General features: G+C 68.9%; 13 protein-coding genes and 1 pseudogene. 7 read left to right on the top strand and 7 right to left on the bottom strand.

The window, feature by feature from the left end; all coding sequences use genetic code 11:
- The 6 genes from ACTWQJ_RS32045 to ACTWQJ_RS32020 form a co-directional block, all read right to left on the bottom strand.
- Window positions 1-131 (bottom strand): glycerate kinase (locus ACTWQJ_RS32045; RefSeq protein ID WP_443310011.1); only part of this gene is annotated, 131 nt, incomplete at its 3' end.
- Window positions 132-142: 11 nt separating this feature from the next.
- Window positions 143-1,558, bottom strand: a complete 1,416-nt coding sequence (locus ACTWQJ_RS32040; protein ID WP_443310009.1) for an SLC13 family permease — start codon at window positions 1,556-1,558, stop codon at window positions 143-145.
- A 74-nt stretch (window positions 1,559-1,632) separates the two neighbouring features.
- A complete protein-coding gene (locus ACTWQJ_RS32035; protein ID WP_443310008.1) occupies window positions 1,633-2,295 on the bottom strand; it encodes a response regulator transcription factor in 663 nt (220 codons plus the stop codon).
- 31 nt (window positions 2,296-2,326) lie between these two features.
- Entirely contained in the window at window positions 2,327-3,826 is a 1,500-nt protein-coding gene (locus tag ACTWQJ_RS32030; protein ID WP_443310007.1) for an ATP-binding protein, read from the bottom strand.
- The gene (locus ACTWQJ_RS32025) at window positions 3,750-4,067 is read right to left on the bottom strand and encodes a small secreted hydrophilic protein (RefSeq protein ID WP_443310006.1); all 318 of its coding nucleotides are present in this window, start codon (window positions 4,065-4,067) and stop codon (window positions 3,750-3,752) included. The genes ACTWQJ_RS32030 and ACTWQJ_RS32025 overlap by 77 nt, the downstream gene beginning before the upstream one ends.
- A 141-nt stretch (window positions 4,068-4,208) precedes the next feature.
- Window positions 4,209-4,589, bottom strand: a complete 381-nt coding sequence (locus tag ACTWQJ_RS32020) for a winged helix-turn-helix transcriptional regulator (RefSeq protein WP_443310005.1) — start codon at window positions 4,587-4,589, stop codon at window positions 4,209-4,211.
- Window positions 4,590-4,728: 139 nt separating this feature from the next.
- Here ACTWQJ_RS32020 and ACTWQJ_RS32015 point away from each other — a divergent pair, with 139 nt between their 5' ends.
- From ACTWQJ_RS32015 to ACTWQJ_RS31985, 7 genes and pseudogenes are all read left to right on the top strand, one after another.
- The gene (locus tag ACTWQJ_RS32015; RefSeq protein ID WP_443310004.1) at window positions 4,729-5,136 is read left to right on the top strand and encodes a RidA family protein; all 408 of its coding nucleotides are present in this window, start codon (window positions 4,729-4,731) and stop codon (window positions 5,134-5,136) included.
- A 176-nt stretch (window positions 5,137-5,312) separates the two neighbouring features.
- Entirely contained in the window at window positions 5,313-6,605 is a 1,293-nt protein-coding gene (locus ACTWQJ_RS32010) for a cytochrome P450 (protein ID WP_443310003.1), read from the top strand.
- Window positions 6,606-6,806: 201 nt separating this feature from the next.
- Complete coding sequence (locus tag ACTWQJ_RS32005) at window positions 6,807-7,559, top strand: carbonic anhydrase (protein ID WP_443310002.1); 753 nt, start codon at window positions 6,807-6,809, stop codon at window positions 7,557-7,559.
- 176 nt (window positions 7,560-7,735) lie between these two features.
- Window positions 7,736-7,936: pseudogene (locus ACTWQJ_RS32000) on the top strand (maleylpyruvate isomerase N-terminal domain-containing protein); the annotation flags it as partial.
- 438 nt (window positions 7,937-8,374) lie between these two features.
- Window positions 8,375-9,403 carry a tyrosine-type recombinase/integrase gene (locus ACTWQJ_RS31995; RefSeq protein ID WP_443310010.1) on the top strand — a complete coding sequence of 343 codons (1,029 nt, stop codon included), beginning with the start codon at window positions 8,375-8,377 and terminating at the stop codon, window positions 9,401-9,403.
- Complete coding sequence (locus tag ACTWQJ_RS31990; RefSeq protein ID WP_443310001.1) at window positions 9,400-9,726, top strand: helix-turn-helix domain-containing protein; 327 nt, start codon at window positions 9,400-9,402, stop codon at window positions 9,724-9,726. Before ACTWQJ_RS31995 ends, ACTWQJ_RS31990 begins: the two co-directional genes overlap by 4 nt.
- Entirely contained in the window at window positions 9,723-12,056 is a 2,334-nt protein-coding gene (locus ACTWQJ_RS31985) for an XRE family transcriptional regulator (RefSeq protein WP_443310000.1), read from the top strand. Before ACTWQJ_RS31990 ends, ACTWQJ_RS31985 begins: the two co-directional genes overlap by 4 nt.
- A 15-nt stretch (window positions 12,057-12,071) precedes the next feature.
- On the opposite strand, the gene ACTWQJ_RS31980 is transcribed toward ACTWQJ_RS31985, so the two are convergent.
- Window positions 12,072-12,818: a phosphotransferase family protein gene (locus ACTWQJ_RS31980; protein ID WP_443309999.1), complete on the bottom strand. Its 747-nt coding sequence runs from the start codon at window positions 12,816-12,818 to the stop codon at window positions 12,072-12,074.
- Between the last annotated feature and the right edge of the window lie 267 nt (window positions 12,819-13,085).

The raw sequence follows: 13,085 nt of genomic DNA, 5'->3' as shown, positions 1-13,085 counted from the left end.
ACCAGGGGAATCCGGTCGATCCAGGCGTCCGGCAGGACCCGGCACACGCCTGCCGCGATGGCGTCGGCGGCGGCCTCGGCGGACAGGGACTCCTTGAAGCCGCTGGGGGCAACGACGACACGGGTCAGCATGGGACCAGCTCCTAACGGACGACGGGGACGCCGAGCAGCGGCCACACCGCGACGGCGAAGAGCAGGACGAGCGCGGCGGTCAGCGGTGCCAGGACGGCGGACAGGCGCAGCAGGTCGCGTGGGGTGTAGGTGGGGGTGCCGGGGATGTCGGCGAAGAGGGTGACCGGCTTCGCGGAGGCCGGAAGCGTGTGGCAGAACCCGGCGGCTGCGGTGGAGGCGAGCGCGGCCGCGACCGGGTTGACTCCGGCGCCGACGGCGGCCGCCACCACCAGCGGGACCAGCACCGAGGAGCGGGCGGAGCGGGACTGCAGCACCAGATGGGCCGCCGTGCTGACCACGACCACGACGGTCAGGAACACCACCGGGGTGACATCCGCGGGCAGCCCGGAGACCACCCACCGCGCCGCGCCCGAGTCGGCGAGGGCCACGCCCATGGCCATGGTCGCGGCCATGAACAGCAGCAGTGACCAGGGCACCGTCTTCAGAGCGTCCTTCAGCCGTACGGTGCCGAGGGCGGGCGAGGACGCCACGATCGCGCCGATCAACGCGACGACCGCGGGCGGCACTTGGTGCAGCGGCTCGCTGCACCACAGGACGACCACCGTGCCCAGCAGCAGGGCACAGCGTTTCTCGGCCGGTGTCCAGGGGCCGGTGACCGGGCTCTTGCTGTGCTCCTGGATCTCCTCGGCGGTGATGTGCACGGCAGCCCTGCGGTCCGCACGCCGCGTGGTGGTCAGCAGGACGGCTTCGGCGGCCAGGTGGGAGGAGGCCACGGCCAGGGGCAGCCCGAGCAGCAGCCACTGGGTGAAGCCGATCCGCTCGCCGGCCGTCTGCCACAGCACCGACACGGTGATCAGGTGTGCTCCGGCACCGATCAGCGTCGCCACCGCCGACAGCAGGATCACCGTCGGGAACAGCAACGCCAGCATCACGACCAGGCGCCTGCGGTCGGCGAGCGCCTTGGCGAGGGCGAGGAACACCGGCAGGGCGAGCGCGGCCCGGCCCGACGTGGCCGGCACCGCGAACGCCGTGACGACCAGCGCCGCCGTCGTCAGGTGCACCAACTGGCGCACGGTGCGCGCCCCGCCCACCAGGAACGCCGCCGCCCGGCCCGCGATCCCGGTCCGGGTCACCGCGGCGGCCAGGACGAAGGCACAGATCAGCAGCCACACGGTCGGGTCACCGAGGGTGCCGAACAGCGTGTCGCTGCTGATCACCCCGGTCACCGTCAGCGCGAGCCCGGCGCCGAGCGCGATGTATGTGTCGTCGACCGGCGTACCGATCCAGGCGCAGGTCGCCAGGGCGAACACGGCGAGGGTGAGGCGGGCCTGCCCGCTCATGCCGGGGAAGTTGTCGGGGACCGCGAGCAGCGCGCACAGGGACAGCGCCACGCACAGTGCTGCGGTCAGACGGAGGTTCAGGGTCACGTCATCGAGAATTCACGCGGCCGGTGAGTGAGCAATGAGCCTCGGATGAAGGAAACTTCACGCACACGCCGGCCTCACACCGGCAGTCGGTACCCCATCCCGCGGACCGTCTCCACCGCTTGCGCACCCAGCTTCTTGCGCAGCGCCCGCACGTACACGTCCACGATGTTGGACCCGGGATCGAAGTCGTACCCCCACACGTGGGACAGGATCTGCTCGCGGGACAGGACCTGCCCCGGATGCCTCAGGAACAGCTCCAACAGCACGAATTCACGGGCCGTCAGATCGACGGTCCGCTCCCCCGCCCGGGCCCGGCGGGTACGCAGGTCCAGGGTGAGCGAGCCCGAGCGCAGCACCGTCACCTCGGGTGCCCTGGCCGCCGTACGCAGCCTGAGCCGCACCCGTGCGAGCAGCTCCTCGAAGCGGAACGGCTTGGTCATCCAGTCGTCGGCGCCGCCCTCCAGACCGGCCACGGTGTCACGTACGGAGTCCCGCGCGGTCAGCACGATCACCGGCACCGTCACCCGGGCTTCGCGCAGCTCGCGCAGGACGGTGAAGCCGTCCCGGCCGGGCAGGCCGATGTCGAGGACGACCAGGTCGAAGCCGCCGGTCAGGGCGTACTCGTAGGCCGTGTCGCCGTCCCCGACGACGGTGGTGGTGAAGCCGTTGGCGCGCAGGCCCTTCTCGACGAAGGAGGCGATGCGTTCCTCGTCCTCGACGATGAGAATGCGGTTCACGTGCGTACCTCTGCCGCTTTCCGGGTGCCGTTCACGGGCGTGCCTCTTCCAGGGTGAGTACGAAGGTGGCGCCGCCGCCCTCGGTGGCGTGCAGGCGCACGCGGCCGCCATGCGCCTCGGCGATCGCGCGGACGATGGACAGTCCGAGCCCCGCACCGGAGCCGCGGGCGCCGCGACGGGCGGTGCCGCGCCGGAACCGTTCGAAGATGACCTCGGTGTCCTGCGACTGGACGCCGGGTCCGGAGTCGGCGACGTACAGCTCCGTGCGCGAGCCGTCGCTGCGCGAGCCGATGCGGATGGTCTGACCGGGCGCGGTGTGCTGCACGGCGTTCTGCGCGAGCTGCACCATCGCCTGCGTGATGCGCTGGGGATCCAGTTCGGCCTCGCGGTCGGCGACTTCGGCGAGCTGCCAGTCGCGGTCGCCGAGCGTGCGGGCCTTGACGTAGACGTCGGCGGTGAGCTCGGCCAGCTGGACCGGCTCGGGTGTGACGAAGTCGGGACGCTCGGCCTTGGCGAGGAGCAGCAGATCCTCCACGATGCGGCTCATCCGGTCCAGCTCGTCGGTGACCAGACGCAGGGTCTCCTCACGCTCGGCCGGGTCGTCGCCCATCAGTTCCAGGTGCCCGCGCACGATGGTGATCGGCGTGCGCAGCTCGTGCCCGGCGTCGTCGACGAACTCGCGCTGGGCCGCGAAGGCGCGCTCCAGCCGGTCGAGCATCGCGTTGAACGTCTCGGCGAGCGCGGCCACGTCGTCCCGGCCGCGCACCGGGATACGCCGGGTGAGGTCCTGCTCGGTGAGCTGCGCGGCAGCCGTACGGACCAGCCGTACGGGCTTCAGGATCCGCCCGGCGACGACCCAGCCGATGCCGGTGGTCAGTACGAGGGCGACTCCGGAGATCGCGAGCAGTATGCGGAACACCGCGTTCGCGCGCTGCCGTTCGCGCTCGGGGTGGAAGGCGACGACGAACGCGGCGTCCGGTGCGCTGCCGTGCCGGGCGACGGCGACCTTGGCCCAGCGGATCTCGCCCGACGCCCGGTGCAGGGTGCCGGTGGAGCCGGGCGCCTCGAAGATACGGCGCCGGGCACCGGCGTCCTCGTACAGGGGCACGGCGACGGGAATGTCACGCGGCTGGAAGATCTGCGCGGGACCGCGGCCCGACCGGCCCACCAGCCCGATCAGTTCCTCGTCGGGGTCGGCGTTCTGCCGCTCCAGGAAGACCCGCAGCAGCCGGGCCGGATCGCTGAACGGGCGGCCGGTCGCCGGATCGACGCCCCGGTCCACGAAGTTGGTGAACTCGCCCGCCTCCTGGGCCAGCAGACCGTTGATCCGGTGGTGTGCGTCCCGCAGCAGGATCGAGCGCGTGGTCGTGGCGACCGAGGCCAGCGCAACCGCCATGACGAGCAGCAGCCACAGCACGATCCGGACGCGGGCGGAGACCCGCCGGCGCCGTCCGTCAGCCGTCGTCGGCTCCGTCGTCGGCTCCGTCGTCCCCGGCCGGGTGGTCTGCGGAGGGTCGGCTTCGGTGGTCATCGTCATCGTCGTCATCCGCGGGGCTGTCGGTCACTTCGGGCCTCGGGACCGCCTCGTCACTCGGGGTCGGCCCGGGCCGCGTGGGTGTGGGCGTGGCCATGGGGGAACCACTGTCCAGGTCCACCTGGGAGGGAACCTCCGGAGGGCGCGGACTGTCTGCGAGAGCGAAACTGGTCGCGGCGATACCGACGGGAATCACCACGACCGCGGCGAGGGCCGCCAACCGACGAGAGAAGACCATGCACCCGATCCTGCGGCCGGCACGGGGTGGGCAGGATGAGCGCCGGATGAGGAATTCTTCATCCACGGCTGACTGCGCCGGCACCTCATCAAGATCCCCCACCCTTCCGGCCACCGCGGCCCTGCTGCCCCCATGCACACATCAGGCCTCGAAGCGGCGGCGGGAGGCCTCGATGTGACCGATGTATCGGCGGGTCCAGCCGCACATTCCATCGACCGTCGCTCGCAGGGCCTGGCCCGGCTCGGTGAGCGTGTATTCGACCCGCGGCGGCACGATGGGATGCACGGTGCGCTCGACCAGGCCGTTGCGCTCCAGCATGCGCAGGTTCTGGGTGAGCATCTTGTGGCTGATGCCCTGGATCTGGTCCCGCAGCTCGCTGAAGCGCAGCCTGCGATCACCGAGAGTCTCGACGATCAGGAACGCCCACTTGTTGGCGATGTCCGAGAAGATCTCCCGCGCCAAGGAGTCCGCACGCGCCAGATCTGCGTCCTCGGGCGAGCCCGTGAACTGCTTGGTCACCATAAGGTTCTCCAGTCACTGAAAAGTGCGTTCTTCCATGTCAGGGTTCACTCTCTTACGGTTTCTGAGTAACCACAAGAGACCGAGTGTCGCGGTTGGGCGGAAGCGAGCCCACGGGCGCTCATGACAAGGAGACAGCAGCATGGCCATCACCCTGGTAGACCCTGACGGATTGCCCAAGATCGATGTCTACCGGCAGGTGTCGATCGCATCCGGCTCGAAGCTGGTCTTCATCGCCGGGCAGGTCGCCTGGGACGCCGACGGGGTCACGGTCGGCGAAGGTGACCTCGCCGCTCAGGTCGAGCAGTGCTACCTCAACATCGGCACCGCCCTGGCCGGGGTCGGTGCTTCCTTCGACGACGTGGCGAAACTGACCGTCTACGTCGTCGACTGGACCCCCGACAAGATGCCCCTGTTCCTGGAAGGGGTCGCACGGGCGGCCGCGAAGCTGGGGGTCACCCCGGTACCGCCGGGCACGCTGCTGGGCGTGGCAGCACTGGACGTACCCGATCATTTGGTCGAGGTCGAGGCGACCGCGGTCATCGACTGAGAGGCCGCGTGGCGGAGGACACGCGCCGATGTTGGATTGCGCAGGGTAGTGATCAGGGAAGTGATACGGGCGCCCGTGATCATTTCGAAGGGAGCACGACCCGTGACGCTCGTAGCGCCTCCCCCATACCCAAAGCGGCAGGATCGTTGCCGCTGCTGGGTCATGCGATACAGCTCATGCGCGACAATCTCGCCTTCATTGCCTCGCTCCGCGAGAACTACGGCCCGCTCGTCGAGATCACCCTCCAGCCAGGAACCCGCACGCTGATCGTGCAGGATCCCGAGCTCATCCGCACCATGCTCGTCGACCTCGGACCCGGCCTCGACAAGGGCCGCTTCTTCGAGAAGATGGGCCAACTGCTGGGCGACTCCGTCGTCACCGCCGCCGGGCAGGAACACGTTCACAAACGACGGCAGCTGCAGCCGGCCTTCGCCCGTCCCGAGATCGCCCGCTACGTCGACATCATGCGCGGCGAGACGACCACCGCCGTCGACACCTGGACGCCGGGCCAAACCCTCGATGTGCGCGAGGCGATGGTCAAGCTCTCGCTCGACATGCTCGCCAAGACCGTCTTCTCCGGCAGCCTGGACGAGCAGACGTTCCGTCGGCTGCGCCAGGACCTGTCTGTGGTGATGAACGGCGTCGGCGCGCGCATCATGCTGCCCGACTGGGTCGAGCGACTGCCGCTGCCGTTCAACCGCCGCTTCATCGAGGCACGCGATGCCGTACGGGCAACCATCGATCGGGCGGTGGCCGAACTGCAGACATCCGGACACGACTCCGGGGACATGCTCTCCCTGCTGTTGAGCGCACGAGACGAGGAGACCGGGCAGCAGCTGACCGGTAGCCAGATCTGTTCGGAGGTCCTCACCTTGGCGGTGGCGGGCACGGAGACCACGGCTTCGGTGCTGTCCTGGGTGCTGTACGAGCTTGCACGCCATCCCGACATCGAGGCACGTGTCCTGGACGAACTGGACGCCGTGCTGGGCGACGAGCCCGTGACCTTCGACGCCGTCACCCGGCTTCCGTACTTGGACCGGGTCATCAAGGAAGCCCTGCGGCTGCACCACACCGGATGGCTCGTCACGCGCCGCACCCTCACCGAAACCCGTCTCGGGCCCTGGACCGTGCCCGCCGGAACCGAACTGGCCTACTGTCAGCACGCGTTGCACCGCGATCCCGCGTTCTTCCCTGACCCCCTCACCTTCGACCCCGACCGGTGGCTGGACGACGAACAGACGCTGCCGCCCGGGGCGTTCCTGCCCTTCGGCGCAGGCAAGCACAAGTGCATCGGGGACAGATTCGCGCTCACCGAGCTGATCACCGCCATCGCGACGATCGTCCGGCGGGTACGCCTCGAACTCGCACCGGGCCAGACGGTGCGTCCCATCGCCCGGGCCACAGTACGGCCCCGGACCTTGCTGATGACCGTGCGGCCCCGCCGGGATGCCGCGCTCCCTGAGACCTGACAGGAACGGCGTTCGCACCACACCCGGGTGTTGCTGCCCTCTCTGCGCGGCAACACCCGGGCTCTCTCATCGTCCGAGTTACAAGACAACTCCTGCACCCCACCAAACACAGACCAACCCGCGGCCAAGAAATCTCCATGCCGGTTCATGATTCAGTAGCGTGAACGAGCGGGCGTCGGACTCGGGCATACGTTCTACACCGTGAACTCCGATTCCACTCCCCAAAGAGCCGCCGCGGTGACTCCCGCCCGCCGCGCTCTCCTGCGCACCGCACTGACCGGTGCCGCCGCCCTCGGTGCAGGCTTCGCCGTCGCCTCGCCCGCGTCCGCATCCCCCGCGTCTGCCGCCTCCTCGGCCGCGCGACCGCGTCCCAGTACTCCTGGCCAGGCCCTGCGGGAGCTGGCGGCGGGCAATGTGCGGTGGCGCACCTATCGTGAGCAGCACCCGGACGAGACGCCTGCCGTCCGTCAGGCGCTGACGTCGGGTCAGCATCCCTTCGCGGTGGTGCTCGGGTGTGTCGATTCCCGTGTTCCTCCGGAGCTGGTCTTCGACCAGGGGCTCGGGGATCTGCTCACCGTGCGCACGGCCGGTGAGGTACTGGACGAGGCCGTGCTCGGCAGCGTCGCGTACGGGGTGCTCGAACTGGGAATACCGCTGGTCCTGGTGCTCGGGCACCAGTCGTGCGGTGCCGTGCGGGCCGCCGTGGACGCCGACGAGTCCGGGGAGCCGCTGCCCTCCCACATCCAGTACCTTGCCGACCAGATAGAACCGGCCATAGACCACACCAAGGAGGGCGACGCCCGCGTCGACGCGGCGATCGACGCGAACGTACGGCTCGTCCGTTCGCGGCTCGCGGCCGAGCCCGACCTCGCCGCCAAGGTGAGCGCCGGCCAACTCGCCATCGTCGGCGCCCGTTACGAGCTGACCAGCCAGGTGGTGCATCACATCGCCTGACACTCGCACAGGGGCGCGCGGAAGCGGGTGGCCGCGCGCCCCGACAACCGCGTGCCGACTGGTCGCCAGGAATTGGCGTCCCTGTACATGACCGAGCGCCCTAGCGTGATCGCCCATGGCCAACTGGAGTCTCGACCGGTACTGCAGCGAGATAGTCACCCCCGACAGCCCGCGTCCCCACCTGCCCCGACTTCACCCTCGGCCAGCTGGTGCGACACATCCGTGGCGGCCATCGGTGGGCGGACACCATCGCCCGTACCCGGGCCGTCGAGCCCGTTCCCGACGACCTGGTCAACGACGCGCGGAGAGGGTGCACGGACTCCCAGGCAGCAGAGGTACTTGATCAGATAGCGGCTGTTTCTCCGGTTATGACCTAAGCCAGATGAGGAGTGCGGGGGCGGTGACGCTGCAGCGTGCTGGTGGGCGCGGACCGAGGTGGAGTCGACGTTGATGTCCAAGTCGAATGTTGCCCTCGACGTCGGCGACGGCCTGGACGTGCTGGAGCAGCATCTCCCAGGTGCCGTGGGCCGACCAGGGCATGTGCCGCTTGTGGACGGTCTGCCAAAACGCGCTGAATTGCATCAAATGCAACATTGCGCACGGTGACGAGAGCGACGTCGTCCCTGCTCGGTGACGTTGAAGGGTGCGCGAGCAACAGATGTGCTCATCCGTCTGACCTGCATCCTAGCACCTAGAATCAACAATGTTGCATCTGATACAACGGTCGCGTGACTGTGCAAGCACCTGGTTCGGCGCGACTTGTTCTGGCCCGGAACGTCATCCACCTCGACCCCGCGCCGGCTGTCTTCGACGCGATGCTCGAGGGGTGGGCGAGGCAGCAGTCCGCGCGCTTCCTCAGGGCAAAGACGATCACTCCACGGCTTCGCCTGATGAAGCGGTTTGGGGAGTTCACGGGCTTGTACCCGTGGCAGTGGACTCCTGCGGACGGCGAGGCGTTCATCGCGTATCTGCGGAGCGGGTCCACGCCGATCCAGATGTCGACGGCGCGCACCTACGAGGTGACCATCAGCCTGTTCGTCGAGTACCTGCTGGACGTCCGCTATGAGTGGCTCGATGTGTGCGTGGAGCGCTTTGGGGAGGTCCCGCAGCCGGTCTTCCACGAGGGCAATTCGGTGCTGCACAGCGTCGAGTACGAGGCCGACCCGCGTCGGCGGCCGCTGACTTACGACGAGGTCCAGGCCCTGTTCGACGCCGCCGACGCCCGGCCGGGCCGAATACGCGGCCAGGGCCGCAAAGGAGCCTTGGCCGCCCTGCGTGACGCGGCCGTACTTAAGACCGTCTACGCCTACGGCACCCGACGGACGGAGTCGTCCAAGGTCGACCTCGTCGACCTGCGCCGGAACCACAAGGCGCCGCAGTACGGCAAGTACGGCAGCGTCATGGTGCGGTTCGGCAAGTCGAGCAAGGGGGCGCCGCCGAAGCGGCGAACGGTGCTGCTGATCCCGGAAATGGACTGGGTCACCGACACCTTGGAACACTATCTGGCTGAGGTCCGACCGCAGTTCTCCCCCGGTCGGCACCCTGCGCTATGGGTCACCGAGCGGGTCGGTCGGCTGTCCCCGAGATCCATCAACGACGCCTTCGTCGCCGCGCGGCAGGACGCCGACCTCGACGAAGATCTCGACCTGCACTGTCTCCGGCACAGCTACATCACGCACGCGACCGAGTTCGGCTACCCGGCCCGGTTCGTACAGGAACAAGTCGGTCACTCTCACGCATCGACCACGGCCATCTACATGGGGGGCTCGAACGAGTACCGCAACACCATGCTGGAGGCTTCCATGAAGAACCGACTGGGCGACTACTGGGATGTGGCACCGTGATCAAGAAGATGGGCTACCAGTGGCAACTGCGGCAGCTGATGGCCGAGCGCCAGATGTTCCAGACCTCCGACCTGGTTCCGCTCCTCGCCGAGCGCGGCATCACGCTCTCCCGTGAGCAGGTCTACCGACTGGTGACGCAGGCGCCGCAGCGGATGAGCATGGACACCCTCGTGGCGCTCTGCGACATCCTGCAGTGCACCCCGAACGACCTGATCAAGCCCGAGGCCGTCAACGTCCAGGTCCGCAAGACGGCCGGCGGTGAGACGGGGGCGGCGCCGAGTGCTCCGCGGCGGACCGTCATTCGCCGTCCCGGCCAGTCGTGAGACGTCGACGGGCCAGGCTTCCCCTGGCGGATGCCCGGCGTGAGCTTGCCGAGATCCGGGCCCGGCTCGTCGGTCTCCTGCAGGACACGGTCGGCCCTGCGTTGACGGCGGAGGAGGGCCAGGAGCTCCTGGAGCGGGCGAAGGCATGGAGCCCGCCGATGGCGCGCGAACTTCACGCCCACATAGCCCAGTTCCCGGACGCGTTGACGGCACCGTCCCCACACTGCCCGTCGTCCTTGCCCCGGCTGCTGCAGGCCCTGGAGGCGGCCGGGCACGGCGATGCCGTCACCCAGCTCGCCTGCGTGATCTGCGGCCGCACGGGGCGCAAGGTTCCCCGTGTCACTCCGCAAGGCCGCGCATGCGACTGGCGCGTCTCCCGGACCGAACTGCGCCCGTGCTCGTGCTGCGGGAAGGACGGTCACATCGTCACCCGGACAGAGGAGGAAGGAGCGGTCTGCCGCTCCTGCTACGAGAGCCGCCACCGGTTCATCGGGCCCTGCGCCGACTGTGGGCGCCTCGGCACCTACCGGATGCGGCTCAGGGACGGGGTCAGGGTCGCCTTGTGTCGCCTCTGCGCCGGGTTCACGGACCAGGAGTGCGTCCGCTGCAAGACCGTGGGCCCCGTGCAGTCAAACTCCGCCGAGGGGCCGGTCTGCCGCCGTTGTTACGTCGCCCCGGCCAAGCTCTGCGGCAAGTGCGGCCAAATCCGGCGACTCGCCAAGCGAGGCAAGGACGGCGAGCCGGGCGTCAGCGACAACTGCTACAGGTTCGAGGGGATTTGCGCCGCCTGCGGACGCTTCCGCGACGGCGCGCGCAGCAGCAGAGCCGGCGGAGTCTTCCTCTGCGACCCATGCCGCCCCCGGCCTACGCACCGATGCGTCGACTGCGGCCGCAACAAGAAGGCCACCGTCACCACATGGCCGGTCGGCCCCCTCTGCTCGCCCTGCTACAACAGGCGTCGACGCAACCCGGAGCCCTGTGCCCTCTGCGGCGTCCCCCGCGTACTGATCGGTCGCAGCGACGAGGGCCTTGGAACATGCGGACCCTGCTGCGGCACCGACATCGACTTCACCTGCCGCCGATGCGGTTCGTCGGCGGACATCAGCACGGACGGATGCTGCACACGCTGTGTTGCCGACGACCGAGTCCACGAGCTCCTCGCAGATGAAAACGGGCAGGTCGCCACGGTGCTCGCTCCGCTTGCCCAAGCTCTCTCCTCAGCGCCACGGCCCAGATCCGTCCTGGCATGGCTCCGCCGAAGCCCGAGCGCCCGCCTACTGGCCACGCTCGCGGCGAGCCAGGCGGAGATCACCCATGAACTTCTCGATGACCTACCGCAGGAACCGGCCACGCGCTACGTCCGGGAACTGCTCGTCCACGCTGGGATCCTGCCTCCGCGACAAGAGAATCTCGTCCAGCTGGAGCTGTGGTTCCGTGCCGCCGCCCAGCACCTGCCCGCCGCACACTCGGAGATCATCCGACCGTTCGCCGAGTGGTTCATCATCCGCGATGCCCGCCGACGCGCCACTCGCGGCCGGTACTCAGACAAAGCTGCCCACACCGACCGCAGCGAGATCCGAGCCGCGATCGAGTTCATGCAGTGGCTCGACGACCGTCACCTCGACCTGCGGGCCCTGACCCAGACCGACCTCGAGGTCTGGCTGGCCCAGGCCAAGCCGTCCCGGCCGCGCCTGACCGCAGCCTTCATCAAGTGGACGAACAAGCGCGGCCTGACCCGGAATCTGGAATACCCCGGATACCAGCGGCCCGCACCGGCAACCTTCCTCGACGACGACGATCAAGCCGATCAACTACGCCGGTGCCTCACGGACGCGTCACTGCCCCTGGACATCCGCATCGCCGGCGCCCTCATCCGCCTCTATGGATTGCCGATCACCCGCATCGTCCACTTGACCGCCAACCAGTTCCACGAGGACGACACTGGCGCCTACTTCACCTTCGACAAGAACCCCGTGCTCCTGCCGCCGACGCTGGCTCGTCTCATCGAACGACAGATCGCTGAGGGCCGGAGGCACTCGGCGGTGGGATCCATGCACGACAGCGAGCACCAGGAGCTTCTTCTCCCGGGCCGTCTCGCTGGCCGCCCGCGAAGCCCTGGAGGCCTGGCGGCGCAGCTCGCGAAGCACGGTCTGCCCACCCTCGCGGCCCGCAACACGGCCCTGTTCGGCATGGCCGGTGAACTTCCGCCGATCATCATGTGCGACCTGTTCGGAATCCACAGGAACACCGCCACTCAGTGGGCGGCTTTGGCCCAGGACAGCTGGGCTGGCTACCTCGCGGCTCTCACGACTCAGAACAAAATGTCGTAGCAGTAGGGCGCAGCCTCACATCCGGGATCGCAGCACGTCGACCTCGCAACCTGGCGCGAAGGGGTCGAAGCCGTGCTCGATCAGCCAGCGAACCGCCAGCAGGCTTCGCAACGACCACCACGCGTGGATCACATCGAGGTCGATGTCAGTGCCGTAGCCGGCGATGACGTCGTCAAGGTGCTCCTCGTGTCCGAGCGTGAAGGTGGCGAGGTCGTACAGGGCATCACCCTGGCCCGCCTCGGACCAGTCGATGATGCCCGTGACCTCGTCGCCGTCGACGAAGACGTGCGCGATCTGCAGGTCGCCGTGCGTGAACGCCGGAGTCCACGGCCGGAGCGCGGCATCGGCGACCAGGCGGTTGCGAGTGACCAGGTCGGCGGGCAGGATGCCGTTCGTCACGAGCAACTCGCACTCGTCGTCGAGTTCCGTCGCCAGCGCGGCGATGCTCCGGCCGGCCCGGCCCGGCTGGGGCGGCAGGGGCGCTTCGTGCAGCTTCCGGATGGCGGCGCCCGCCGCGGCCCACGCCGTCGGCGACCCGGTCGACGGCCCGCCGAGGCGTCCAAGCGTCGTCCCCGGGAGTGCGGCGATCGCGAGCACGGGCGGCTTGCGCCACAGAACCTCCGGGGTCGGGACCGGCGCGAGGGACATCGCCTCGACCTCGACGTCGATGCGCGCCTGATCGGCGTCCACCTTCAGGAACACGTCGCCGACGCGCAGAGTCGCGCGCTCGGAATGGGCGACGACGACTTTGACCTCATCCATGGGCGACCAGTATTCCGGGGGTGATCGCCGACGTCGCCGGGTTTATCGCGTGCGATTACGCGGCTGACCGCATCCCGCTACCCGGCGGCCTCGTGCACGGCACCGACCTCAGACCAGGTCAAGCAGTCCTCAGAGCCGCTGTGGCCCTGACGTTGTTCAGCGGCCCCACCATGTTGGCTTCAGTCGGCCCCGATTCGTGAAGATCGGCCCCGCCACGGACGGCTTGACTTGGCCCCACCCATCCGCGACGCGTTGCTCGGCGGCGGG

The organism is Streptomyces sp. KR55 (assembly GCF_052245645.1).
Lineage (GTDB): Bacteria > Actinomycetota > Actinomycetes > Streptomycetales > Streptomycetaceae > Streptomyces > Streptomyces flavusporus.
The sequence above is the reverse complement of the archived record's forward strand: the minus strand, read 5'-3'. Positions and strand labels throughout refer to the sequence as shown.

Excerpts from the sequence above, each read along its gene's own strand:
- ACTWQJ_RS32025 (WP_443310006.1), bottom strand. The coding sequence starts at position 4,067 with ATGGTCTTCTCTCGTCGGTTGGCGGCCCTCGCCGCGGTCGTGGTGATT.
- ACTWQJ_RS31980 (WP_443309999.1), bottom strand. The coding sequence starts at position 12,818 with ATGGATGAGGTCAAAGTCGTCGTCGCCCATTCCGAGCGCGCGACTCTG.
- ACTWQJ_RS32015 (WP_443310004.1), top strand. The coding sequence starts at position 4,729 with ATGGCCATCACCCTGGTAGACCCTGACGGATTGCCCAAGATCGATGTC.
- ACTWQJ_RS31995 (WP_443310010.1), top strand. The coding sequence starts at position 8,375 with ATGCTCGAGGGGTGGGCGAGGCAGCAGTCCGCGCGCTTCCTCAGGGCA.
- ACTWQJ_RS32020 (WP_443310005.1), bottom strand. The coding sequence starts at position 4,589 with ATGGTGACCAAGCAGTTCACGGGCTCGCCCGAGGACGCAGATCTGGCG.
- ACTWQJ_RS32030 (WP_443310007.1), bottom strand. The coding sequence starts at position 3,826 with ATGACCACCGAAGCCGACCCTCCGCAGACCACCCGGCCGGGGACGACG.
- ACTWQJ_RS32010 (WP_443310003.1), top strand. The coding sequence starts at position 5,313 with ATGCGCGACAATCTCGCCTTCATTGCCTCGCTCCGCGAGAACTACGGC.